Raw genomic sequence first — 21,036 nt, forward strand, 5'->3', positions numbered from 1 at the left:
TCTTCATCATCCTTCTTCCATGCCGGTGAGGGATCGTCCTGGCACGCCCGTCGTCGGCTCGCGAGACGCCTCCGGATCGATCGGCGCGTCCCACCACGGATCGTAGCTCCGGTCAGCGGCGATGACGTCATCACCGTGGCCGTCGACGATCAGGCCGAGGTTGTACAGCGACTCGCTGTCGCGATCGTAGTAGCGAACATGGTCGCCGAAGTTGCGGAGGATCGAGTGACGATCAACCGATTCGGCTTCGAAGCGGTGCGCACCGAAGTCCTCCGACGACGGGTCCACTCCCAGACCGAGCCCGAAGATCTGGCCCTTCCGCAGCCAACCCTGCTCGCCGAGAGCGGCGACGAGATCGCGGCTGTTGCGACCGTCGTACACGTGATCGGCACCGACACTGAAATCGGATGCATGATCCGCCGGTCCCGTTCCGGGGCTTCCGATGAGGGCGACATCGTCGACCGCGAGGTCGTGGTTCGTGGCGGCGTACGACGTCGCCGTGGAGCCGTAACTGTGTCCGATCGCGGTCATATGCGCGGGGTCATCTGCGCGAGAGGCGCGCAGGCCGTCGACGGCGGCGGCGAGACGCTCGCCGCCGTCGGCGGCGCGAGCCTCGGAGGGCACCTGACCCCATTCGAGGAGATCGCCGGCGGGGGTGTCGTAGCCCAGCCAGAACATGGTCGCCACGCTGGACCCGTCGCCGTTGTACCTCGCGCTCTCGTAGAGGTGCGAGGCCTCCGTGGTGTAATCGCCGACGCTCGTCATGTCGGTCCGGATTCCGGGGATCTGGATCGACACGTCATCGGCTGTGTCGAGATCGCCGATGGCGACGGCGACGCGCCCCTCGCCGCCGAACGCGTCTGGATCGTAGAGCCAGAGCTGTCCGCCGGGCTGATCGCCGGTGCCGGGCATGGTGTAACCGTCCGCGTATGTCAGGGCCTTCCGCGTCGCGCGGGCGTTGGTCAGGCGCTGCTTCTCTTCGGGGGTGAGCGTGCCGTCGCGCTCCTTGGCCTCCAGGTCGGCGAGGTCGGCGTCGAGCAGCAGCCGGTTGGCGTCGTCGCGTGCCGATGCCGGAAGGCCGTCGGCGCTGCCGATCTTCTCGGGATAGGCGGCGATCACCGCGTTCCGCTCGCCCTCGGAGAGACTGTTCCACCAGGCGTTCATGGCCTCGGGGCCGGCCGAGGCCGTCGGCCTGCCCGCCATGGCGCCGAGCGCCAAAGCACTCACCCCGCCGGTGGGGGATTCCGCCTCGGAGGCCGTGTCGGCACCGGTGAAGAGCTGAACCAGGAACTCCTCGTTCTCCGCTGCGCGCGCGACGAGGTCGGCGACGTCGTCGGTGATGGCGGCGCGACGTGTGGACAGCGCGCTGGCGCGCTCCTGCAGCGCGGCGATCTCCGCCTCGGTGACGTCGCGAGCAGCATCCACGTCCGCGATGAGATCGGCACGGTCCCTGGAGTACACCGTGATGTCGCCGGTGATGTCGGTGTGCTCGCTCTGCAGCGTGCGCAGCCGGTCGGCGAACACGTCGACGCCGCGGGCCACCCGCTTCAGCGTGTCGCCCATGGGACGGTGCGTCCTCGCGAAGCGCAGCGCGTGGCTGCCGTATGCATCCGCGGCCTTACCCTCCCAGTACCACTTCGAGCGGGCGAGCATCTCCGCCTCGTCCGAGAAGTCGGTGAGACGCACGGCGCCGTTGAGCAGCGAGGTGGCCAGGGACTCGGCCCCCTCCGGATCACCCTCGGGCCGATCGACCGGCTCGATCCGAGCGGGGACGGCGATCGTCGTCGTCATCTCGCCTGGCCGCCGAACTGGCCCATGCGCCGTGAGACCTCTGCGTCGAGGTTCTCGTACGACGTGCCGGTCGCCTTGAGCTCGTCCGCGTAGACCTCGGAGCAGACCCTCGCCTTCAGTGCGATGTTCTCCCACGAGTCGAGGAAGGTCTGCGCGGCACCCCGCGCCGAAGAGGGGAGGCCCCTCGTCGTGGCGGAGGCGAGCTCGTTCCTCAGCGCACTCATCTGCGCCGCCTGGGAACTCCACCGCCGATCCAGCTCGTACGGCATCACCGGGTTGTAGGAGACGCCGCCGGTCACGCCGCACCTCCGATCAGGTCGGTCGCCGTCCGGTCGTCCACGGGGATGCCGGTGGAGGTGAGGCGCGCGAACAGGCGATTCTGCTCGGGCACATAACCGAACAGCAGGCTCTCGTCTCCCAGCTCGCCCGGGCGGTCCGCCAGGACCCGAGGCATCCCGGTCGGCGGCGTGAACACCTTCCAGTCGTCGCCCTTCAGTGCCGTGATCGCTTCACGCAGGTGACCGATGCCGGCGGTGCTCCCGACACCGTCGAGGGTGAGGGTGACCGTGTGGCGGATCGAATCCGGCGTGGGCCCGGGAATCCATCGGGTGTCGCGCCGGGGCATCCCGTGGCCGACGAGAGCCGCCCACAGATGCTCCATGTCCTCCAGCTGCATCCGCGCGAAAGGCTCCGGCGCGCGGTGCGGCTGCCCGGATTCCGCATCGCTCGGCGGCTCCGGCGGCAGCAGCACGATGTCGAGGTCCGGGTGGCGCCGGTGGACCGCCGACCAGAACGGATCGCGGATCCGCGCGTCATCGTCATCGGCCACAGTGCCTCCTCTGCTCGGACATCCTCATGCTAGGGGCCGCCATCCACGCGGAGGAGGGGCACAACTGCCCATCGCCCGCGGGGCGGTCGCTTCCGAGCGCATGGGAAGCGGCCGGAGCGGCCGCCGCCGGTAGACTCGTATCCCGTGGCTCTCACTATCGGAATCGTCGGTCTGCCCAACGTCGGCAAGTCCACCCTCTTCAACGCGCTGACCAAGAACGACGTGCTCGCGGCGAACTACCCGTTCGCGACGATCGAGCCGAACGTCGGCGTCGTCAATCTGCCCGACTCGCGGCTCGACGTGCTGGCCGGCATCTTCCACAGCGAACGCATTCTGCCCGCTGCGGTGTCGTTCGTCGACATCGCCGGCATCGTGCGCGGCGCGAGCGAGGGAGAGGGTCTGGGTAACCAGTTCCTCGCCAACATCCGCGAGGCGGATGCCATCGCCCAGGTGGTGCGCGGCTTCGCCGACGACGACGTCGTGCACGTCGAGGGAGCCATCAACCCGCAGAACGACCTCGAGACGATCAACGCGGAGCTCATGCTCGCCGACCTTCAGACCCTCGAGAAGGCCATCGTGCGCCTCGAGAAGGAGGTGCGCGGCAAGAAGGCCGAGCCGGTGGTCCTCGAGACGGCGAAGGCCGCTCAGGATGCCCTGGAGCGCGGTGTTCTGCTGTCGGTGAGCGGCCTGGATCTCGCGCCGATCAAGGAACTCGGCCTGCTCACCGCGAAGCCGGTCATCTTCGTCTTCAACGTCGACGAGAGCGTGCTGACCGATGCCGGCCGCAAGGCAGAACTGGAGGCTATCGTCGCGCCCGCGAAGGCCATCTTCCTCGACGCGAAGATCGAGTCGGAGCTCATCGACCTGGACCCGGAGGACGCCGCGGAGCTTCTGGCATCGACCGGCCAGGAGGAGTCGGGTCTCGACCAGCTCGCCCGCGTCGGCTTCGACACGCTCGGGCTGCAGACCTACCTGACGGCAGGTCCCAAGGAGGCTCGCGCCTGGACCATCGGCAAGGGATGGAAGGCCCCGCAGGCGGCCGGCGTGATCCACACCGACTTCGAGAAGGGCTTCATCAAGGCCGAGGTCATCTCATTCGACGACCTGGTCGAGACGGGTTCCGTCGCCGAAGCCCGCTCGAAGGGCAAGGCGCGCCTGGAAGGCAAGGACTACGTCATGCAGGACGGCGACGTGGTGGAATTCAGATTTAATGTATAAAAACATCTTCTGACCTGGGATGATGTCACCTGGGCGGAGTGGGAAATCCGCGGTGCAAGTTCCGGTCTAACGTCTGTCGAGCGCTGGCGACGTGAATTGTGCCGCCGGGCGCTGGCCACAGTTGTCCACGGAGATTCGATCTGAGCGGGGATCAGGTCTGGCGGGCGAATACGGCATGAGCGATGCTGAGGTCCTGCCAAGACATCCCCACGCTCTTGAACACGACTGGTCGGTCTGACGGAGGCTGGAACGCGCCCGTGACCACATCCTTCATGGGAACCAGGGCCTCGGAGGCCAGCGCCATCTCGTCGACGGCGATGATGACGTCCCCGGCTTCACGGAGTGCGGCGGTGGGGTCCTCGACGATCACAGTCGACCGCGCCAGGAGGTCGCAGTCGAGCTCGCGCGCGTTGGGCTCGTGCGAGCCTACCGCGATCACGACCGCTCTGTTCGTGACGGCCCCACACGGGAACAGAGGCGTCCGCGCGCTCGTGGCGCACACGACGACGTCGGCAGCCGCGAGAGCCGAGGAGGCGGCCTCGGTACCCGTGGCGACGATCGCCCCACGAGCGCGGATCTCCTGGCCGGCGTTCTCGGGGTGGCGCAGGACGAAGGTGGCCGAGCCGATCGAGTCCGGGCTGATGGCCGCGAGGGTGTCGAAGTGTCCGAACGCCTGCGGGCCGGCACCGAAGACGACGATGCGAAGAGGCTCAGTAAACCTCTCGAGCAGGGAGCGCACCGCGGCGACGGAGACTGCCGGGGTACGGAGCGTGGTCAGGGCGGTGCCGTCGAGGACGGCCTTCAACGCAAGGGTCTCGGCGTCGTAGAGCAGGTAGCTGGCCTGGATCCGGGGGAGTCCGCGCGAGGGGTTGTCGGGGGCGACGGTGGCCACTTTGATGCCCGCGACGGGCCCGGCCTCGGTGGGCATGAGCAAGAAGTGCCCGTGGCTCAGGTGCGCGCTGGTGCGCGGAACGTCGTCTGCGGGGTCGAATCCGCCCACCAGGGTGCGGGCGATCGCGTCCACGGCGTCGGCGGGCGAGAGCGCTGCGCGGATCGCATCGGCGTCGAGGTAGGTCAGAGTGCTCATCGCAGCACGAAGCCCGGTGTGAGCTCGTCGCGTGGATCGATCACGAACGTCGACTGGGCCACCTTGTAGGCGTTGCCGGTGACGACCGGCACGACGGCGGGTGCACCGTGCGCGGCGGTCGTCTCCTCGACGCGGGCGTGGAAACGCGTCCCGACGATAGAGTCGTGTACGAGGTCCTGGCCGTCGCGGAGCGCACCCGTTGCATGCAGCACGGCCACTCGGGCGGCGGTGCCGGAGCCGCAGGGGGAGCGGTCGACCTGCCCGTCGGCGAACACCGTCACGTTGCGCTGGTGCAGCTCACCGGTGGGCAGGGTGCCCAGATCCTCGAAGAAGATAGTTCCGTAGACGCCGCTCAGACGCGGGTCGTTCGGGTGCTCGATCCGCGGGTCGTCGGCGAGAGCCGCCTTGACCTCTCGCCCGAGCTCGATCAGCGCGTTCAAGTCCTCCGGCGCGACGCGCAGGCCCGCCGAGGCCACGTCGAGGCAGGCGTAGAGCGCCCCACCCCATCCCAGCGCGACCTGGCATTCGCCGCGTGTCGTCGTGACGGAGACGTCTTCGGCGACGAGCCGGCTCGCTACGTTGACGAACTCCGCCGACGTCGAGCGCCCGTGGTCATCGGTGCGGACGCGGGCCGTCACCCGGCCTGAGGGGACGTCGATGATCACGTCGGTGGTTCCGGAGGGATCGGCTTCGACGAGGCCTGTGTCGAGGGCCCATGCGCCGAGTGCGATGGTGCCGTGCCCGCAGGCGGTGGAGAAGCCGTCTTTGTGCCAGAACAGCACGCCGAAATGCGCGCCGTCGTCGTCGGCGGGTGTGATGAAGCCGCCGTACATGTCGGCGTGTCCGCGCGGTTCGAAGCACAGCACCTTCCGCAACCTGTCGACCGTCGGGTCCGTGATCGCGAGCGCGCGCTTCTCGGCGACGGTTGCGCCGGGGAATTGCACTGGTGGCCGAGGAACGATCCGGAACGGCTCGCCGGCCGTGTGGTAATCAACGGTCTCGACCGTAGGATAAGCGGACTCGTCTTGTCGTGCTGGGCTGTTCATAGCGTTGTCCTTCGTCGTTGTGGTCATGCCACGCTCTGTCCGGGCGGTGCGGTCGCCGTGCCTGCTCGATCCGGTTCTTCAGGCGCATTTCCGCCCGAAAGGGTGCGGGGCGGCGACGCCGCGTTGGTCGGGGCGAAGGCGAGGATGAGTAGCACGAAGCCGATCACGCACAGGCCCACCCAGCCGAGCGGGCCGAGGCGCTCGCCGACGACCACGACGGCCAGGACGGTGGCGATCGCCGGCTCGGTCAGGGTCACCGTGGTCGCTGTGCTCGCGGAGACCTTCATGAGCCCATAGCCGAAGGCCAGGTATCCGAGGAACATCGGCACCAGGGCCATGTATCCCGCCACCGCGAGGTTCTGCGCGGACGCGACCAGCGGCGCGCCGGTCAGCAGCAGCACAGGGAGCAGCAGAGCGCCTCCCGCGCCGAACACGGAGCCCATCGCCGCGGAACGGTCGATGCCCGAGCGCATCAGCCCGTGCACGACCCACGAGTACATCGCGTAGGTCGCCCCGGCGACAAGCCCGAGCCCGATCCCGATGAGGGTCGATGTCGCATCCGCGGCGGGTCCGTCCAGCTTCGACGCGCATAGCGCGATGCTGCCGACGATGCCCAGCCCCGCGGCCAGCACCCACCAGCGGCTCAGCGGCGACGCGTCCACGAGTCGCTCGAGCAACCCGGACGCAAGCGGTGCCGACGCCAGTGAGATCACCGAGCCGACGGCCACACCCGCGTAGTGCATCGAACTGTAGAACGACAGCGGGTACACAGCCACAGCCATCGCGCCCAGCACTACGACGCCGAACCGCGCGCGGAGCGAGGCTCCTGCCCGGCGCAGCGCGGGGATGGCGACCGCGGCCTGCAGGAGCCCGCCGATGCCGAGTGCGGCTGCGCCGATCGCGAGCGGACCGACGCCCGGTGCGAACGTCGCCGCGGTGCCCGTTGTGCCCCAGAGTAGTGACGTGACAGTGATCGCCGCGATGCCACACAGCCGGTCGCGGCTCATCCGCGCTCCAGTATCGATGCCGCGAGCCGCCGAGCCGCCAGCAGCCTGTCCGGCCTCCCCTCCAGCCCCGCGCGGCTCATCGCTCCCTCAAGGAGGAACGAGAAGTGCTCCGCCGTTCCTGCAGGATCGGTCGCACCCGCTTCGGCCAGGCCATCGATGAGGATCTGTTCGACCTGCTCCTTGTGGCGACGCACAGCGTCGCGACCGGCCGCGCCGACCGGAAGCTCCGCAGCCGCATTAAGCAGCCCGCATCCACGAAAGCCATGCTCGTACGCCTGGGACGCGTGATCAACGTAGGCGTCGAAGACCGCCAGCACGCGCTCCGACGGTGTACGCGCCGCCTCGGCGCGGCCCCGATGCAGAGCCAGCCACTCCTCGTGGCGCGCCTCGATGTACGCCGAGATCAGCTCGTCTTTCGAGGCGAAATTGTTGTACAGGCTCATCTTCGCCACCCCGGCCTCAGCGGTGACCGCGTCAATCCCCGTCGCGGCCATCCCATGGGCGTAGAACAGTCGCGATGCTGCGTCGAGCAGACGCTCTCGCGCTGGCACTACTCGTTGACCTGACATCTCGTGGCACCTGTCTCGCCGACTCTCTAGGTAGACCAGTCTACCTAGACTGCCTTATGGCGTCGACCGGGTCACGACAGGTTCTTGGAGCCGAGCGCGCAGGCGGAGTCCACGTGCGGCGTGATGGTTCTCCGTGACGGAATGCGGTGGAGTTCAGGTTTATCTTCCAGATAGGCCTGCATATGTTCGATGGACCGTTCTCGGGTTGGTTGTACTCCACGGACGTATAGACGCAACTGGGGGAGTCCGACTTGACGTTCGTCGAAGCCCCCATGGAGGGGAACCGGCGGTCGGCATCCTCAGTCCATTCTCAGTGTCAGCAGGTGCTGTCGCGCCAGTGCCGACGCTGCATGACCGTCGCGCTCAGCGATCGCAACGAGGATCCTCGTATGTGCGTGCTGATCGGCATCGCTCCCGAATTCCCCTCGCAGACGCAGCAGATCGATCATGGCTTGGCGGCTGCGCGGAGTGAAGCTGTCGAACAGGTCGACGAGGATCGGGTTGTGCGCCGCTGTGACGATCGTGCGGTGGAAGGCGATGTCCGCGTCGACATGCATGACGAGGTCGTCTCGCTGGGCATCGCGCTCATCTGCGGCGTTTCTGATCGCGTTCAGCTCAGCCGGGGAGTGCCGATCGGCCGCCAGGGCGGCCGCTTCGACTTCGATCGCGATGCGCGCCTCGATCACGGCGTTGATGTCGACTTTTCGCAGCGTCGTACCCCAGTCCTCGACGACATCGAGCGCGGCTACGAAGACGCCGGCACCCTGACGTGTCGCGAGAACCCCCTGCCCTGCAAGGCGTCGGATCGCTTCGCGCACAGTCGATCGACCGACTCCGAGCTGGGGCGCGAGCGTGTTCTCGCCAGGCAGCTTTGAGCCGAGCGTCCACTCGCCGGCGCGGATGCGCTCCAGCAGGAGATCGGCCGCCTGCTCTGCGAGCGGAGTGCGTGTCACCTGTGCCATCAGGTCCTCCACTTCACTACTTGTCTGACAAGTTGGGATAGAGTCTATCCCGGTCCGTCCACTCCCTGCGCCAAAGCTGCGCGACTCAGACCGAAGGAAGCGCATGAGCACGCACTCACCTCACACTCGCAACCGGCTTCGCTGTGCGGATCACGTTGGGATCCATTGCCGATCAGGCGAGCGTCCGGAACGGGGGAGCGCACATGGTTGACCGGGAGGTTCTTCGTCTGGAAGCGGTGGACTTCGTGCGGGAATCTCGGCAGATTCTCGCTGACATCGATCTGACCGTTCGCGCAGGGGAGCGGTGGGCGCTGATCGGTCCGAACGGAGCCGGCAAGAGCACCATCCTGAGCATGTGTGGAGCAGTCGAGCATCCCACCCATGGGAGCGTCCATGTCCTCGGGCGCAAGCTCGGTCGCGTCGACATCCGAGAACTTCGCGAGTCCATCGGGCACGTCAATCCGCGTCACCCGCTCAACTCGCCGCTCACTGTCCGGCAGGTCATCCTCACGGGCGCAACGGGAACGACAGAGCCGATGCCGCGCTGGTCCCCGGACGGCGTCATCCGAGCTCGCGTCGAGGAGCTGATCGAGATGCTCGGCCTCACCGGCCTTGAAGCGGCTACCTGGCCGACGATGTCGCAAGGCGAACGGGGACGGACCCTGATCGGGCGTGCATTGCTACCCGACCCTCCGCTCCTGCTCCTGGACGAACCTTCCACGGGTCTCGATGTCGCCGCGCGCGAAGAGCTCCTCGCGACCATTGACGAGCTTCACCGGGCGCGCCGAGATCTCGCGACCATCCTGGTGACGCACCACCTCGAGGAGCTGCCCACGACCACCACGCACGCGATGCTGGTCAAGCACGGACGACTTCACGCTTCTGGTCCAGTGCGAGAGGTGCTGACGACCGAGCGGGTGAGCGAGTGCTTCGACCATCCGATCGAGATCGAGCACCGCGCTGGGCGTTGGCAGGCTCGGGCACGCCCGAGGGCCTACGGGTAGGCCCATCGACGACAGTCGCCGTCGACCACCTGTACTCCGAGCGGATCAGGTGGCCTGGCGCATGCGTTAGAATTAGAACCAACCCAGCGCGTATAACCGTCAGATCCAGCGTCCGTCCCGATTCCTCGGGAGGGGCGCTTTTTCGTGTCAAGAGAGAGACCTTCATGAGCGACCACCACAAATTCGGTACCCACCTTCCGCGATCAGCGGGGGAGTCACTGCTGTTCGTGCTCGTCATCTCGTTGATCTCGGTGAACATCATTCCCGTGATCATCTCCGGCCTGAGCATCGGCTTCACTCTCGACATGTGGCTCGGGGTGCTGCGAGTGCTCCCGCTGCTGTGGGTCGTCGTCGTGGCGGTCGTCTTGCTGACGCGCAAGCCCGCGATGTGGCTCACCGGTCTCGTCGTGCGCAAGGGAGACAGCTTCCGCGCGCACATCTTCGCGGACACACTGTGCAGCGTGCTGCTGATCTCCGTGATCCTCACCGTCGTCGGGACCTGGATCGGAACCTGGAGCCTGACCTCAGGGCCCCTGGTGCACTTCTTCGAGAGCTGGCCGCGAAACTTCATGATCGCGTTCGTGGTCGAGGCGCTCCTTGCACAGCCCCTCGCCCGGCTGGCCATGCGTGGCTACCACCGCCGGGTCGACCGCCGAAGCGACGCGACTGCACAGACTGCGTGACGCGAGCACCAAGGCGCTCCCTGCCGGACGGCGAGGTCGACGTGCGGCGGTCGCGTGCGCTCGTGTGGGAAGACCGTCGGTCAGTGCAGTTCAGGAGAGGTAGACCTCGCCTCCTGCCGTCTCGACAAGGTCGGCGCCCAGCAGCCGGATGGGGGTGCCCGCGCCCGGCGACGCGTGCCCGTGCAGGATGCGGAGAGCGGCCTCGGCCAGAACGCGCGCGGTGAAGTCGTTGGCATCACCCGCGCGAAGCCAGGCATCCTGTGTCTGCCCGTCGGGCCACTCGGCAGACGCGTGGCCCCAGGAGTCGGCCCGGGTCATGGGGCGCTCGCGCAGTCGCATGGTGGCCAAGCCGCGGGTGGCGAGCCGGCGCAGCCCTCGCACACGCAGGGCTGCTCGCGCCATCGGAAGCGCGGCGCGGGCCACCCGTCCGGTCGGAACCTCCGTCGTCGCCGCGACGATCTCGGGTGCTCCGCTGACGCGGTGCGCGGCGATCAGGTCTGCGGACGGCCAGGCCCCCGTCATGACCGTGCTCCCGTCGGGAAGTGTGAGCGACCGCGACGAGGAGCCGATCGGAGCAGAGGCGAATCGGCCGTCCACGACGTGCCGGCCACTCGTCGAGAACATGTCGATGAGCGTGTCGGACATGGCCTGGCCGAGCGTTCCGGCCGGGATCGCGAGCGATGCTGCGGAGTCCACGCGGACTCTGGCCGGCGCCGGACGGCCGTCACACAGGAGCGTGAGCGGAGCCTCGGTTCCGACCACACCGAAGCCGGCGCCGGTCACCAGGGTGCGGCCGTGTCGACGCGCGGTCTCGTCGAGCTCGATGATCGCCGCAGCCGACGTCATGTCGTTGGCGATGTCGACATAGGACGTGGTGGGGAGGCAGGCCTCGGCCAGCGTCTGGGACGTCGTTGCGAACGGCCCCACCGTGTTCACCACCACCGCAGGCCGCTGGCGCCGGATCGCGTCAGCCATCGCGGTCGGATCGTCGACGCTCAGCGTCTCGGCTGCTCCGGTCTCGGCGGCCGCCTCGTCGAGCCGAACGGCGTTCCTCCCCACGAGCACGGTCCGGGCGCCGTTCTTGGCGAGCATCGCTGCCGCCCGCTTCGCGATCCTTCCGGTTCCGCCCAGCACCCACACCTCGTCGAGTTGTTCCATGATTCGCTGCCTCCTAGTGTGATGACATGCAGTGTCATCACACTAGCATGTTGATGACACGACGTGTCATCAGCTAGGGTTGCCGTATGGCGAGATGGGCTCCCGATTCCCGCGGCCGGCTGGAGAGCGCGGCGCTGGAACTGTTCGAGGCGAAGGGGTTCGCTTCGACGACCGTGCCGGAGATCGCAGAGCTGGCCGGCCTCACCACGAGAACCTTCTTCCGTCATTTCGCCGACAAGCGGGAGGTGCTGTTCGCAGACGGTGCGATGACCGCATACGCGCGACAGGTCATCGAGGCAGCGCCTTCTGATCTCGCTCCGATCGAGATCGTGCGTCACCTGCTGCAGCAGTCGGTCAAGGACCAGTTCCGGGAAAGGAAGGAGCGCGTTCGTCGTGTGCGCGCCATCATCGCGACGGATCAGATGCTTCGTGAGCGCGAGTTCGCAAAGCGGCACGATCTCTCGCGATCCGTCGAGGACGGACTGATCGCGCGGGGGATCGATGACATCTCGTCGCGCCTTCTGGCGGACCTCGCTGTCACGGTCATGTACCTCGCGGTCGACCGCTGGCTGGAATCACCCGCGCCAGGAACCGAGCTCTCGACCTTCGTCGACGAGATCATGGACGTTCATGCTGCAGTGACGAAGCCTGACCGATGACGCGCGCCTGCCCGGCCGCCTCACCAGTTCACGGCATCTCCGTAGGCCGGGTCCTGAGCTGATCGACGATGCCGCGAGGTTCGCGTCCGAGCAGGCGCGAGAGAGTGGGGTCCGAACCGGCGAAGTGCCCGGTCCGCGTCGCCTCGAACATCGACAGGGTGAATCGCGCGACCGCTTCTGCGACGCCGGAGGCGATCTGATCGGCGACCCACGTGTCGTCGTCGACGACGACGCGATCGATGCGGCGACCGGTGAGTTCGGATGCGGCCGCCGCGAAGTCGGCGAGGGTGACGGGCTGGGGCAGGGTGAGATCGATGGGCCCGTCAAGAGGAGCGTCGGAGGTGAGGATGGCTGCAGCGGCTTGCGCTGCATCTCGCCGGTCTATCCAGGAGAAGGGGCCATCGGCAGGCATGGCGATCGTCCCCGTCTGCCGCCACGCGCCGAGGAGCTGGTGGGGGTCGCCGTAGAAGCCGTTGCGCAGTGCGGTCCAGCCGACACCGGAGGCTGCGAGGTGCTGTTCGGTCGCGGCGTGAATCGCGAGCGGCGGATAGGGCGTCGTGAAGCCTGACCCATGGGCGCTGGTGTACAGGATCCGCTGCGCCCCGGCATCGACCGCGGCATCGATCGCCGTCCGATGCTGTGTGACGACGTCAGCGGCGAGGTCGCTGGACGAGACCAGGAGCACCTGCTCGGCATCGGCGAACGAGTGGCGCAGAGCAGCGAAGTCGTCGTAGCTCCCTTCTCGCACGCGAACGCCTCGGTCGGCCAGATGCGCGGCACGCGCCGCGTCGCGGACGCTGACGCCGATCCGGTGCGGCGGAATCCGCTTGAGCAGATGCTCGACGGTGGCCCCATTGAGTGCGCCGGTCGCACCGGTGACGATGATCATCCGAAGTCCTTTCGAAGGTGGCGCCGTCCCGACATCCGGTCTTGAGACGGATTCGAAGTGGCGACGCAAAAACTTGACCACGTAGGTCAACTTAGCCAGGGTAACCCATCCGGGCGGAAGTTGACCAGTATGATCAAGTTCATCGCCTCGGAGGGAGGGCTCATCGTGTCCGATGCTTCACCACCGTCCGCTCTTCGCTCGGACGCCCGCCGTAACGTCGACCGGATCCGCGTCGCGGCGACGACGGTGTTCCGGGAACGCGGGCTCTCTGCGCCGCTCGAGGAGATCGCCGCGGTCGCCAACGTGAGCAAGGCGACGATCTTCAACCGGCTCGGGGGAAGAGTCGGCCTGATCGATGCCGTGCTCGACGACGTCGTCGCGGCGGAGATGAGTGCGGTGATCGACGAGGCGCGGTCCGTGACCGGAGTCCGAGAGCGGATCCGCTGGTACGTCCGTGCGATCCGCGACCTTCAGTACCGGGTCCCGGCGGTCAACGACGTCCTGCTTCAGGAGTATCCCGACTCGAAGCCGCTCGTGGCGCTGTGCCGTGTCGGGGGAGAGTTTCACGACACCCTGGTGGAACAGGGCCACGCCGTTGGCGTCCTGGTCGACGGGTTCACATCGGGCGATTTCCAGGCGCTGACCCACAACAACGCGCTGGCTCTCAAACACGGTGAGCTGCCTCCGCGTGCGGACTACGATCGCCGAACCGAGTTCGTCATCGCTGGCATCTGCAGGCCGACCGGTGCGGAGGGATGACCTCGCCACGCCATTCACCCGTACGATCGTCGTGTGGATGCTGAGCGGGCGACGCAGGAGCTGCACCTCGCGGGCGGATGCCTGTGGGGCGTGCAGGCCTTCGTCTCGACACTGCACGGAGTGACGTTCACCGAGGCGGGACGGGCCAACGGCACGAGCCGGCATCTCGACGGCGAGTACGACGGCTACGCGGAGTGCGTGCGGACGCGCTTCGACCCGGCTGTCATCGGCGTCACGCAGCTGATGGCGCACCTGTTCGAGATCATCGACCCGTACAGCCGGAACAAGCAGGGACCGGATGTCGGCGAGAAGTACCGCACCGGCCTGTACTCGCGGGATCCGGCCCACCTCGCTGCCGCGCGGGCGTTCATCACGGCGAGAGACGACGCGGCGCTCATCGCGGTCGAAGTGCTTCCGCTCGCCAACTACGTGCGAAGCGCCGAGGAGCATCATCATCGGCTCGCGCGTTCGCGCGAGGACTCGTGTCACCTGCCCGAAGAACTGCTCACGCGATACCGCCGCTGATCTCGCTGCGCGGAGAAGGCGCGGAAGCTCTCACCGGTGTCGGCGGGCGCTCCGCTGGATCAGCTGCCTGGCGGCGTCGATGAGTGACGCGTTGTCGGGGGCGGGGCTTCCGTCCGGCAGCTCGAGAGTGTCCTCGAGACCGATGCGGGCGTCGAGACCGCGCGAGGCGGCTGACGCCAGTGCGTCCCACGTGCTGCGGCCCTCCCCGTGGAGCAGCACCGGCGCATGCCGAGGATCGACGGCCTCGACGGCGTCGATCATGCGACGCGCTCTGAGAGAGGTCGTGTCGGCATCCGGCGCGTCGGGCAGCTCGATGAGGATCCGCACGCATCGATCGCGAACGGCGGAACGCGCCCACCTCTCGACGGCTTCGTGCGTCCAGAGTCCGGCCTCCACATCCACTCCCCGTTCGAGGAGCGCGATCGCCACCTGATCCGCTCCGTCCTCATGCCAGTTGACCGACGCGAAGTCGGGCAGGGCGGTCCAGCCGCGGATCGCTTCTACGCGTTCCTGCGGATCGGGAAGCGTCCACGCACCGGTCGTCACGCCGATCGCGAGTGCTTCCGCGGCCCGGCGCACGCTGTGCAGAACCTCGGTCAGCGGATCGGCGGCCAGGGTGTCGGCGCCGGAGTCGTCCTTGACGTGAAGGTGAACAGCACTGAGCCCCGCGGCCGCGGCGAGCGCCGCGTCGGAGGCAAGCTCGAGGGCGGTCGTCGGCAGCGCAGGATGCTCGTCGCGGCGCCGCGCGCCGTTGAGGCAGGCCTGGAGGAGCATCCGTCGATCATGCCGGTCCCGCACCTGCGGATGTCAACCCCCTGCAGCCCGGCCGAGCGCGACGGTAGCGTCGCCACCGTGTTCGATCGCCGTCCGGCGGCGAGATTCAGAGGAGGCAGCGCATGGCTGAGACGAAGAAGAAGACCACGACGAAGAAGGACACGGCCTCGGGATCGGCTGCGAAGACGACCCGCAGGCAGAACACCGAGAAAGGCTTCACCGCATCGCCCACGCTGTCAGCAGACCTGCAGGCGGTGCTCGTCGACCTGCTCGAACTGTCGCTGCAGGGCAAGCAGGCGCACTGGAACGTCGTCGGTCGGAACTTCCGCGACATGCACCGCCAGCTCGACGAGATCATCGTCGCCGCCCGGGCGTTCAGCGACACCGTCGCCGAGCGGATGCGCGCGCTGCACGCCGTCCCCGACGGGCGCAGCGCCACGGTCGCTCAGGCGACCGCGCTGCCGCCCTTCCCCGCCGGCGAGGTCTCCACGGAGGACACGGTCGGTCTGATCACGGTACGGCTCGAGGCGGTCGTCGCGACCATGCGCGGCGTGCACGACGAGGTCGATGAGGAAGACCCCACCTCGGCCGACATCCTGCATCAGATCATCGAGAAGCTCGAGCAGTTCGCCTGGATGGTCAGCGCCGAGTCCCGCACGCCCGCCGCGCGCTGAGCACGGCTTCGGGAGGGGTGACGATCGCGTCGCCCCTCCCGAACTTGTCTGCGGGCGATGGCCTGAATACGGTGAATGGGGTGGTTCGCGATCGGCGGACGACCACCACGAACCACAGAGAGCAGGCGACCGTGACGCAGATCAGCACCTTCGACCTCGAAGGCCGTACCGTGCCGTTCGTCGACGAGGGCGAGGGCCCGGTCGGACTGGTGCTCATCCCCGGCATCGGCCGCACCGGCGAGGCGCTCGCCGTGATCGCGCACTATCTCGCCGAGGAGGCGGGCTTCCGCGTGGTGCAGATCGGCGCGGACAGCGTCGAGGAGGTCGTCGCGGTGATGGATCACGTCGGTCTGGAGGATGCGTGGATCGGAGGCCACGGCGGCGGGGGCACGCTCGCCCGCCACGTCGTGGCCGAGCACCACGAGCGCTCGAACGGCCTGTTGCTGCTCGGCGTCGAGGACGAGGACATCGCGCTGGCGCCGGCCCTGCCCGTGCTGATCATCCAGGGCGCGACCGACGACGTCACGCCGCCTGTGAACGGCGACCGTCTGCAGGCGACGGCTCCGGAGCGCGCGAGCGTGAAGACGCTCCCCGACGCCGACCACCACTTCCCGGTGTCCCACCCGATCGAGACCGCGGTCATCATCGAGGAGTACCTGGACTGGGACTGAGCCACGGCGCTCGCGGCGCCGTGAGGCGGACGTCCGCCAGGGTTCACTCCCCGGCGGTCTCCTCGCGCAGACGGGGCTCGACGCGGTGCTCCGGGCGCAGGCCCGCCTTGTCGGCATAGAAGGCGCGGATGCGATCCATGTCGGCCGAGACATCGCCGGTGACTTCCCAGGAGGGCCCGAGTCCCGTCGTCATGCTCGTGCGGTCGACGTAGCCGAGCGTGACGGGCAGCCCGGTCTCGCGGGCGATGCGGTAGAAGCCCGACTTCCAATGCGCGTGTCCCTGCCGGGTGCCGTCGGGGGTGACCACCAGGCAGAACGATTCCCCGTCGCGCACCCGGGTCACGATCTCCTCGACGACGCGGCTGGGGTCGCTGCGGTCGACCGGGATGCCACCCATCGCCCGCATGATCGGCCCGCGCCAGCCGGAGAAAAGGCTCTTCTTGCCCAGCCACCGGATGTCGATGCGCAGCCGCCAGGCGATGGCCAGCATGAGGACGAAGTCCCAGTTGGAGGTGTGCGGCGCACCGACGAGCACAGTGGGCCGTGAGGGCACGGATTCGACCTTCAGCGTCCAGCGGCTGAACGTCCAGAACACCCGCGCGAGAAGTCGTCGAAGCATCACTTCACCGTAGGCGACCGGCCATGCGCGGGACGGCATACGAAGAGCCGCCGCCCGATTCACGGGCGACGGCCCCTCGCGGGCATCCGATCAGGCCGGCTGCGGCAGGAGGGTGAACGACACTGCTCCCTGCTCGTCGACGCTGGCATCCAGGACCTTGTCGTCGAGTGCTTCGGCGACGGCTCGCTCCAGGAAGACGCGAAGCTCCTCGTCACCGATGACCTCGTCGCCGGGTTCCGGCGTCGGCGCGATCGTCACCGCGAATCGCGGCTCCGCCTCCGTTCCCGACGAATGGATGCGCAGTCCCGCATCGGGCGTCGAGCCCTGCTGGGCGACGATGGTCGCCGCGATCGTGTTCGCGTTCTCGGTCAGGGTGAGCATGTCGCTTTCCTTTCGGTCACGGACACCGCACCATCCAGCGCGGTGTCCGGGCCACGATTCCCGACTCGAGACATGCGTTCAACCCGAGACCGCGGACTCTGAGGGCATTCACACCTGCGGGATCATTCCGTCCCGCGCCGAAGCAGAACAGGCACCCCGACCCAGAGGAGCAGGATCACGACGACGCCCGTCGCAGCGGCTCCGACCGCGGCGGGCCGACTGAGCGTGACATCCAGGATCAGAGCGACGACGCCCACGGTGACCGCGCCGATCACCACGAGATTCGCCTTGACGAGCCGGTTCGCCATCCTCACCAGCTCGATCTTGCGGTTCTGCTGGAACAGCAGCCGGTGCATCCCCACCGGCGCGAGCGCGAGCACCGTCGCCGACGCCGCCAGCAGCACCAGCACCACGTAGAGGGTGCGCTGGACGGCGTCGAGGTCGGCGAAGCGCGGCTGGAACGCCACGGCCAGCAGGAATCCGGTGAGGATCTGGGTGCCGGTCTGCATCACGCGCAGTTCCTGCATGAGCTCGTTCCAGTTGCGGTCGGCCCGTTCCGACGGCGTCTCACCCGGGCGCTGCTGCGCTGCATCCATGTCCGGCACGGTACACGCACGGCTGCGAACCGTGCGGGATGGCGCGCTCCGGCGCCGTCGTGTCGAGAGAGGCGTACCATCGTGGGATGGCTGACAAGCAGGCTCCCGAGACGACCGAGACGCCGGTGCTCACCGCGCCGCCGCGTCTGCAGGTCATCGGTCAGGACTCTCCCGCGGGCATGTGCGTCGACGGCCGCTGCACGCTGCCGCCCGCCGGCCCGGGTGGCGCGGCGCGCTGAACGCACGGGGACGCCACCCGGAGGGTGCGCTGACGCAGCGGGTCACGAGACCAGGTCAGGGGCGACGGGCGTCCCGGCCGCACTCCGCGCCCGGGAAGCCGCGGCCAGGTTCTCGAGCGCCGCGACCGTGGCATCCCACCCCATGCATGCGTCGGTGATGCTCTGACCGCGCACCAGGCCTGCCGCACCCTGCGAGACGTGATGCCTCTGCGCGCCCGCCACGAGGTTGCTCTCCAGCATGACGCCCGCGATCGCTCCGCCTTCGGCGGCGATCTGCCGGGAGAGCTCCTCGGCGACCTCGGACTGCCGGACGTGATCCTTGCCGCTGTTGCCGTGACTGGCATCGACGATCAGCCGGTCGACGAGCCCTGCCGCTCCCAGGCGCTCCGCGGCGCGGCGGACGTGCTCCGCCGCGTAGTTGGGGCCATCGGCGCCGCCGCGCAGGATCACCGACGTGTCGGGGTTGCCGGTGGTGGTCACGAGACTGGCGCGCCCGTCCGAGCCGATGCCGAGGAAGGCCTGAGGGGAGGATGCCGCGGCGGCCGCGTCCAGAGCCACCTGCAGACCTCCGTCGGTGCCGTTCTTGAACCCGATCGGCATCGACAGCCCAGACGCCAGCTGCCGATGGATCTGGCTTTCGGTCGTGCGCGCTCCGATGGCGCCCCAGGCGATGAGGTCGGCCGTGTACTGCGGGCTGATCGGCTCGAGGAACTCGGTCGCGCAGGGCAGGCCGAGTGCGGTCACGTCGCGCAGGAAGCCCCGGGCGATGCGCAGACCTGCTGCGATGTCGTGGCTGCCGTCCAGATGCGGGTCGTTGATGAGGCCCTTCCAGCCGACCGTGGTGCGCGGCTTCTCGAAGTAGGTGCGCATGAGCACGACCAGCTCCCCCCGATGCCGTTCGGCCTCGGCAGCCAGCCTGCTCGCGTATTCGAGGCCCGCATCCGGATCGTGGATGGAGCAGGGGCCTGCGATGACCAGCAGACGGTCGTCGTCGCCGCGCATGACGGCGCGGACGTCGCGGCGGGCATCGGAGACGCGGGATGCGAGCGCATCCGAGACCGGCAGCTCGCCGACGATGTCGGCCGGTGAGGGCAGAGCGGCGAAGCCGGTGATGTGAACGTCGGCGGTGTCGATGTGCATGAAGGGTCCTGTCCTGTGGAGGCGGACCCTGCGCAGAGCCCGCCGAAACGGCGAAGGGCAGAGCGGATGCTCTGCCCTGTCGGCTCTGAAGGTGTCGGTGCGCGCTACATTCGCGCCGGCTCCTCCAGAGCCGACTCGAAATACGCATACCGACGGGTGATCATGCGCACACATTACCGCACGCCGGGACGGCGCGGTGGCCGCACCGCCCCGGCACGCGGATCAGTGACCGCCGTGGGGGACGTGCTCGCCGTCGTCCTCCGGCTTGCGGATGAGGAATGCGCCGACGATCGTGACCGTGGCGATGATCGCGCCGAGAGTGACCGAGGCGCGTGTGCCCGCGGCGACGGCGGCCGGCACCTCGGTGCCTCCACCGGCGTTCGCGACCGCCGTGAAGACCGCCATCATCACGGCGATGCCGGCGGCACCCGCGACCTGCTGCACGGTGCCGATCACGGCGCTCCCGTACGAGTAGAACTTGGGCTTGAGCGACGCGAGCGAGGCGGTGAACAGCGGCGTGAACGAGAGGGCGAGTCCCACCGAGAGCAGCGTCTGGGCGGCCAGCACGAGCCAGATGGAGCTGTCGACGGTCAGCGTCGTGAACAGCCACAGCATCGAGGCGGCGAGGATCGCGCCGGGGATGAGCAGGATGCGCGTGCCGTGGCTGTCGTAGATGCGACCGATCACCGGACCGAGCAGGCCCATGGCGAGCGCTCCGGGAAGCACCACGAGCCCGGCGTCGAGCGCGGTCAGCTCGAGCGCGTCCTGCAGGAACAGCGGGATGACGGTGATGCTGCCGAAGAAGGCCAGCGACAGCAGGAACATCTGCACCATCGACAGCGAGAAGTCCCGCGAGGTGAACACGCGCAGATCGAGCAGCGCGTCGTCCTTCTTCTGCAGCGCCACCTGACGCCACAGGAACAGCAGCAGGCCGAGCACGCCGACGGCGATCGCGATCGCCATCGGGACCGAGCTCGCGCCGCTGCCCATGCTGCCGATCTGGCTGAGGCCGAAGACGAGGCCGCCGAATCCGAACGCCGACAGGATGATCGAGAGCACGTCGATGGGTGCGTGAGTGGTCTCTCCGACGTTCGTCAGCCAGCGCCAGCCGATGAACATCGCGACGAGTGCGATGGGCAGCACGACGACGAAGATCGCCCGCCAGCCGAAGTGGTCGAGCAGGAAGCCCGACATCGTCGGCCCGATCGCCGGCGCGAGCGACATGACGATGCTGACGCGACCCATCATCCGACCGCGCGAGGCGGCGGGGACGAGGTTCATGATCGTGGTCATCAGCAACGGCATCATGACCGCGGTGCCCGAGGCCTGCACGATGCGCGCGCCGAGCAGCATCGGGAAGCCGGTCGCCAGCGCGGCGATCAGCGTGCCGACCGAGAACAGCGTGATGGCCCCGAGGAACATCTGCCTGGTGGTGAAGCGGCGCAGCAGGAACCCGGTGATGGGGATCACGACCGCCATGGTGAGCATGAACGCGCTCGTCACCCACTGCGCCGCGATCGGGGTGATGCCCAGATCGGAGATGAGATGCGGGATGGCCATGCCCATCGTGGTCTCGTTGAGAATGGCCACGAAGGCGGCCGCGAGCAGCACCCAGATCACGGCCATGTCCTTCGCGGGGATGAATCCCGAGGACGCGGGCTGCACGGGGGAGGGGCCGGTGTGAACGGCGGACATGGTGCTCCTCGGAGAGTCAGCGCGGATGGAATCGTCGCGAATGCGACAGGTCAGCGTTACA

General features: G+C 68.2%; 25 protein-coding genes. 9 read left to right on the forward strand and 16 right to left on the reverse strand.

What is annotated here, in order from left to right; all coding sequences use genetic code 11:
- Positions 1-6 precede the first annotated feature (6 nt).
- Genes ACFWHT_RS04655 through ACFWHT_RS04665 form a run of 3 tightly spaced genes read right to left on the reverse strand, consistent with a single transcriptional unit; the run spans position 7 to position 2,620 of the window.
- Positions 7-1,791 carry an alpha/beta hydrolase gene (locus ACFWHT_RS04655; RefSeq protein WP_378825896.1) on the reverse strand — a complete coding sequence of 595 codons (1,785 nt, stop codon included), beginning with the start codon at positions 1,789-1,791 and terminating at the stop codon, positions 7-9.
- On the reverse strand, positions 1,788-2,090 hold the full coding sequence (locus ACFWHT_RS04660) for a hypothetical protein (protein ID WP_378825898.1): 303 nt from the start codon (positions 2,088-2,090) through the stop codon (positions 1,788-1,790). The genes ACFWHT_RS04655 and ACFWHT_RS04660 overlap by 4 nt, the downstream gene beginning before the upstream one ends.
- A complete protein-coding gene (locus ACFWHT_RS04665) occupies positions 2,087-2,620 on the reverse strand; it encodes a hypothetical protein (RefSeq protein WP_378825900.1) in 534 nt (177 codons plus the stop codon). Before ACFWHT_RS04665 ends, ACFWHT_RS04660 begins: the two co-directional genes overlap by 4 nt.
- Positions 2,621-2,764: 144 nt before the next feature.
- Between ACFWHT_RS04665 and ychF the strand changes: the two genes are divergently transcribed.
- Positions 2,765-3,838: a redox-regulated ATPase YchF gene (gene ychF, locus ACFWHT_RS04670; RefSeq protein ID WP_378825902.1), complete on the forward strand. Its 1,074-nt coding sequence runs from the start codon at positions 2,765-2,767 to the stop codon at positions 3,836-3,838.
- 151 nt (positions 3,839-3,989) lie between these two features.
- On the opposite strand, the gene ACFWHT_RS04675 is transcribed toward ychF, so the two are convergent.
- The 5 genes from ACFWHT_RS04675 to ACFWHT_RS04695 all read right to left on the reverse strand — a co-directional run bounded on the left by ACFWHT_RS04675 (position 3,990) and on the right by ACFWHT_RS04695 (position 8,614).
- Positions 3,990-4,925: an ornithine cyclodeaminase family protein gene (locus ACFWHT_RS04675; RefSeq protein WP_378825903.1), complete on the reverse strand. Its 936-nt coding sequence runs from the start codon at positions 4,923-4,925 to the stop codon at positions 3,990-3,992.
- On the reverse strand, positions 4,922-5,869 hold the full coding sequence (locus tag ACFWHT_RS04680) for a proline racemase family protein (protein ID WP_378825904.1): 948 nt from the start codon (positions 5,867-5,869) through the stop codon (positions 4,922-4,924). Before ACFWHT_RS04680 ends, ACFWHT_RS04675 begins: the two co-directional genes overlap by 4 nt.
- A gap of 125 nt (positions 5,870-5,994) precedes the next feature.
- On the reverse strand, positions 5,995-6,978 hold the full coding sequence (locus tag ACFWHT_RS04685) for a DMT family transporter (protein ID WP_378825907.1): 984 nt from the start codon (positions 6,976-6,978) through the stop codon (positions 5,995-5,997).
- Positions 6,975-7,472, reverse strand: a complete 498-nt coding sequence (locus tag ACFWHT_RS04690) for a TetR/AcrR family transcriptional regulator (RefSeq protein ID WP_378825908.1) — start codon at positions 7,470-7,472, stop codon at positions 6,975-6,977. The genes ACFWHT_RS04685 and ACFWHT_RS04690 overlap by 4 nt, the downstream gene beginning before the upstream one ends.
- 374 nt (positions 7,473-7,846) lie before the next feature.
- Complete coding sequence (locus tag ACFWHT_RS04695) at positions 7,847-8,614, reverse strand: FadR/GntR family transcriptional regulator (RefSeq protein WP_378827899.1); 768 nt, start codon at positions 8,612-8,614, stop codon at positions 7,847-7,849.
- Between the two features lie 98 nt (positions 8,615-8,712).
- Between ACFWHT_RS04695 and ACFWHT_RS04700 the strand changes: the two genes are divergently transcribed.
- Both ACFWHT_RS04700 and ACFWHT_RS04705 read left to right on the forward strand, forming a co-directional pair.
- Positions 8,713-9,513: an ABC transporter ATP-binding protein gene (locus ACFWHT_RS04700; RefSeq protein WP_378825910.1), complete on the forward strand. Its 801-nt coding sequence runs from the start codon at positions 8,713-8,715 to the stop codon at positions 9,511-9,513.
- Between the two features lie 164 nt (positions 9,514-9,677).
- On the forward strand, positions 9,678-10,196 hold the full coding sequence (locus ACFWHT_RS04705) for a hypothetical protein (protein WP_378825912.1): 519 nt from the start codon (positions 9,678-9,680) through the stop codon (positions 10,194-10,196).
- Between the two features lie 90 nt (positions 10,197-10,286).
- Here ACFWHT_RS04705 and ACFWHT_RS04710 read toward each other — a convergent pair whose 3' ends face one another.
- Positions 10,287-11,354 carry a hypothetical protein gene (locus tag ACFWHT_RS04710; RefSeq protein ID WP_378825914.1) on the reverse strand — a complete coding sequence of 356 codons (1,068 nt, stop codon included), beginning with the start codon at positions 11,352-11,354 and terminating at the stop codon, positions 10,287-10,289.
- Positions 11,355-11,440: 86 nt separating this feature from the next.
- Between ACFWHT_RS04710 and ACFWHT_RS04715 the strand changes: the two genes are divergently transcribed.
- Positions 11,441-12,013, forward strand: a complete 573-nt coding sequence (locus ACFWHT_RS04715; RefSeq protein WP_378825915.1) for a TetR/AcrR family transcriptional regulator — start codon at positions 11,441-11,443, stop codon at positions 12,011-12,013.
- 28 nt (positions 12,014-12,041) lie between these two features.
- On the opposite strand, the gene ACFWHT_RS04720 is transcribed toward ACFWHT_RS04715, so the two are convergent.
- Positions 12,042-12,902: an NAD(P)H-binding protein gene (locus ACFWHT_RS04720; RefSeq protein WP_378825917.1), complete on the reverse strand. Its 861-nt coding sequence runs from the start codon at positions 12,900-12,902 to the stop codon at positions 12,042-12,044.
- Positions 12,903-12,959: 57 nt separating this feature from the next.
- On the opposite strand from ACFWHT_RS04720, the gene ACFWHT_RS04725 reads away from it, so the two are divergent.
- Positions 12,960-13,661 (forward strand): TetR/AcrR family transcriptional regulator, encoded by a 702-nt coding sequence (locus tag ACFWHT_RS04725; RefSeq protein ID WP_378825919.1) that lies wholly within the window; start codon positions 12,960-12,962, stop codon positions 13,659-13,661.
- 33 nt (positions 13,662-13,694) lie between these two features.
- On the forward strand, positions 13,695-14,186 hold the full coding sequence (locus ACFWHT_RS04730) for a peptide-methionine (S)-S-oxide reductase (protein ID WP_378825921.1): 492 nt from the start codon (positions 13,695-13,697) through the stop codon (positions 14,184-14,186).
- 30 nt (positions 14,187-14,216) lie between these two features.
- Here ACFWHT_RS04730 and ACFWHT_RS04735 read toward each other — a convergent pair whose 3' ends face one another.
- The gene (locus ACFWHT_RS04735) at positions 14,217-14,960 is read right to left on the reverse strand and encodes a 3-keto-5-aminohexanoate cleavage protein (protein WP_378825923.1); all 744 of its coding nucleotides are present in this window, start codon (positions 14,958-14,960) and stop codon (positions 14,217-14,219) included.
- Positions 14,961-15,082: 122 nt separating this feature from the next.
- Between ACFWHT_RS04735 and ACFWHT_RS04740 the strand changes: the two genes are divergently transcribed.
- Both ACFWHT_RS04740 and ACFWHT_RS04745 read left to right on the forward strand, forming a co-directional pair.
- Positions 15,083-15,634: a Dps family protein gene (locus ACFWHT_RS04740; protein ID WP_378825925.1), complete on the forward strand. Its 552-nt coding sequence runs from the start codon at positions 15,083-15,085 to the stop codon at positions 15,632-15,634.
- A 131-nt stretch (positions 15,635-15,765) separates the two neighbouring features.
- Positions 15,766-16,305 carry an alpha/beta fold hydrolase gene (locus ACFWHT_RS04745; RefSeq protein WP_378825927.1) on the forward strand — a complete coding sequence of 180 codons (540 nt, stop codon included), beginning with the start codon at positions 15,766-15,768 and terminating at the stop codon, positions 16,303-16,305.
- Between the two features lie 43 nt (positions 16,306-16,348).
- Here ACFWHT_RS04745 and ACFWHT_RS04750 read toward each other — a convergent pair whose 3' ends face one another.
- From ACFWHT_RS04750 to ACFWHT_RS04760, 3 genes are all read right to left on the reverse strand, one after another.
- Entirely contained in the window at positions 16,349-16,924 is a 576-nt protein-coding gene (locus ACFWHT_RS04750; protein ID WP_378825929.1) for a 1-acyl-sn-glycerol-3-phosphate acyltransferase, read from the reverse strand.
- Between the two features lie 90 nt (positions 16,925-17,014).
- Complete coding sequence (locus ACFWHT_RS04755; protein WP_378825932.1) at positions 17,015-17,305, reverse strand: Fe-S cluster assembly protein HesB; 291 nt, start codon at positions 17,303-17,305, stop codon at positions 17,015-17,017.
- A gap of 122 nt (positions 17,306-17,427) precedes the next feature.
- On the reverse strand, positions 17,428-17,901 hold the full coding sequence (locus tag ACFWHT_RS04760) for a DUF6328 family protein (RefSeq protein ID WP_378825934.1): 474 nt from the start codon (positions 17,899-17,901) through the stop codon (positions 17,428-17,430).
- A gap of 86 nt (positions 17,902-17,987) precedes the next feature.
- Here ACFWHT_RS04760 and ACFWHT_RS04765 point away from each other — a divergent pair, with 86 nt between their 5' ends.
- Positions 17,988-18,140 carry a hypothetical protein gene (locus ACFWHT_RS04765; RefSeq protein WP_378825935.1) on the forward strand — a complete coding sequence of 51 codons (153 nt, stop codon included), beginning with the start codon at positions 17,988-17,990 and terminating at the stop codon, positions 18,138-18,140.
- A 42-nt stretch (positions 18,141-18,182) separates the two neighbouring features.
- Here the strand turns inward: ACFWHT_RS04765 and ACFWHT_RS04770 are convergent, their stop codons facing one another.
- Both ACFWHT_RS04770 and ACFWHT_RS04775 read right to left on the reverse strand, forming a co-directional pair.
- Positions 18,183-19,280, reverse strand: a complete 1,098-nt coding sequence (locus tag ACFWHT_RS04770) for a 3-deoxy-7-phosphoheptulonate synthase (protein ID WP_378825937.1) — start codon at positions 19,278-19,280, stop codon at positions 18,183-18,185.
- Positions 19,281-19,502: 222 nt separating this feature from the next.
- Positions 19,503-20,975, reverse strand: a complete 1,473-nt coding sequence (locus tag ACFWHT_RS04775; RefSeq protein WP_378825939.1) for an MDR family MFS transporter — start codon at positions 20,973-20,975, stop codon at positions 19,503-19,505.
- Positions 20,976-21,036 lie beyond the last annotated feature (61 nt).

The organism is Microbacterium sp. NPDC058342, assembly GCF_042723935.1.
Lineage (GTDB): Bacteria > Actinomycetota > Actinomycetes > Actinomycetales > Microbacteriaceae > Microbacterium.

Excerpts from the sequence above, each read along its gene's own strand:
- ACFWHT_RS04655 (WP_378825896.1), bottom strand. The coding sequence starts at position 1,791 with ATGACGACGACGATCGCCGTCCCCGCTCGGATCGAGCCGGTCGATCGG.
- ACFWHT_RS04675 (WP_378825903.1), bottom strand. The coding sequence starts at position 4,925 with ATGAGCACTCTGACCTACCTCGACGCCGATGCGATCCGCGCAGCGCTC.
- ACFWHT_RS04685 (WP_378825907.1), bottom strand. The coding sequence starts at position 6,978 with ATGAGCCGCGACCGGCTGTGTGGCATCGCGGCGATCACTGTCACGTCA.
- ACFWHT_RS04690 (WP_378825908.1), bottom strand. The coding sequence starts at position 7,472 with ATGGCCGCGACGGGGATTGACGCGGTCACCGCTGAGGCCGGGGTGGCG.
- ACFWHT_RS04695 (WP_378827899.1), bottom strand. The coding sequence starts at position 8,614 with ATGCGCTTCCTTCGGTCTGAGTCGCGCAGCTTTGGCGCAGGGAGTGGA.
- ACFWHT_RS04700 (WP_378825910.1), top strand. The coding sequence starts at position 8,713 with ATGGTTGACCGGGAGGTTCTTCGTCTGGAAGCGGTGGACTTCGTGCGG.
- ACFWHT_RS04705 (WP_378825912.1), top strand. The coding sequence starts at position 9,678 with ATGAGCGACCACCACAAATTCGGTACCCACCTTCCGCGATCAGCGGGG.
- ACFWHT_RS04710 (WP_378825914.1), bottom strand. The coding sequence starts at position 11,354 with ATGGAACAACTCGACGAGGTGTGGGTGCTGGGCGGAACCGGAAGGATC.
- ACFWHT_RS04715 (WP_378825915.1), top strand. The coding sequence starts at position 11,441 with ATGGCGAGATGGGCTCCCGATTCCCGCGGCCGGCTGGAGAGCGCGGCG.
- ACFWHT_RS04720 (WP_378825917.1), bottom strand. The coding sequence starts at position 12,902 with ATGATCATCGTCACCGGTGCGACCGGCGCACTCAATGGGGCCACCGTC.
- ACFWHT_RS04735 (WP_378825923.1), bottom strand. The coding sequence starts at position 14,960 with ATGCTCCTCCAGGCCTGCCTCAACGGCGCGCGGCGCCGCGACGAGCAT.
- ACFWHT_RS04740 (WP_378825925.1), top strand. The coding sequence starts at position 15,083 with ATGGCTGAGACGAAGAAGAAGACCACGACGAAGAAGGACACGGCCTCG.
- ACFWHT_RS04750 (WP_378825929.1), bottom strand. The coding sequence starts at position 16,924 with ATGCTTCGACGACTTCTCGCGCGGGTGTTCTGGACGTTCAGCCGCTGG.
- ACFWHT_RS04755 (WP_378825932.1), bottom strand. The coding sequence starts at position 17,305 with ATGCTCACCCTGACCGAGAACGCGAACACGATCGCGGCGACCATCGTC.
- ACFWHT_RS04760 (WP_378825934.1), bottom strand. The coding sequence starts at position 17,901 with ATGGATGCAGCGCAGCAGCGCCCGGGTGAGACGCCGTCGGAACGGGCC.
- ACFWHT_RS04765 (WP_378825935.1), top strand. The coding sequence starts at position 17,988 with ATGGCTGACAAGCAGGCTCCCGAGACGACCGAGACGCCGGTGCTCACC.
- ACFWHT_RS04770 (WP_378825937.1), bottom strand. The coding sequence starts at position 19,280 with ATGCACATCGACACCGCCGACGTTCACATCACCGGCTTCGCCGCTCTG.
- ACFWHT_RS04775 (WP_378825939.1), bottom strand. The coding sequence starts at position 20,975 with ATGTCCGCCGTTCACACCGGCCCCTCCCCCGTGCAGCCCGCGTCCTCG.